This is a genomic window from Aestuariimicrobium sp. p3-SID1156, assembly GCF_025144225.1.
GTDB lineage: Bacteria > Actinomycetota > Actinomycetes > Propionibacteriales > Propionibacteriaceae > Aestuariimicrobium.
Map to the genome: position 1 here is coordinate 1 of NZ_JALXXB010000034.1, position 226 is coordinate 226.

1 pseudogene is annotated in these 226 nt (G+C 60.6%); it reads right to left on the minus strand.

What is annotated here, in order from left to right:
- Positions 1-37: 37 nt before the first annotated feature.
- Positions 38-226, minus strand: a pseudogene (locus tag M3G03_RS12820) (hypothetical protein); the annotation flags it as partial.

The window sequence follows — 226 nt, forward strand, 5'->3', positions numbered from 1 at the left end:
CCCTTAGCTCCACCGCTGTGATGAGTCGAGACATCGTTCATAGATGAGTCGGGTCATCGTTCACATTCTTCAAAGCCTCGGGCCATCGGCCCGGGGCTTTGTTGGTGTTGCGCCAGTAGCCCTTGGTGGGGTCGATGGTGTGTTCGGAGAGGACTTCTCCTGTGGTGGCGTGGATCACGGTGAGGCTGGCCGGGTCGGCCAGGATCAGGACCGGTTGGGTGGCGTT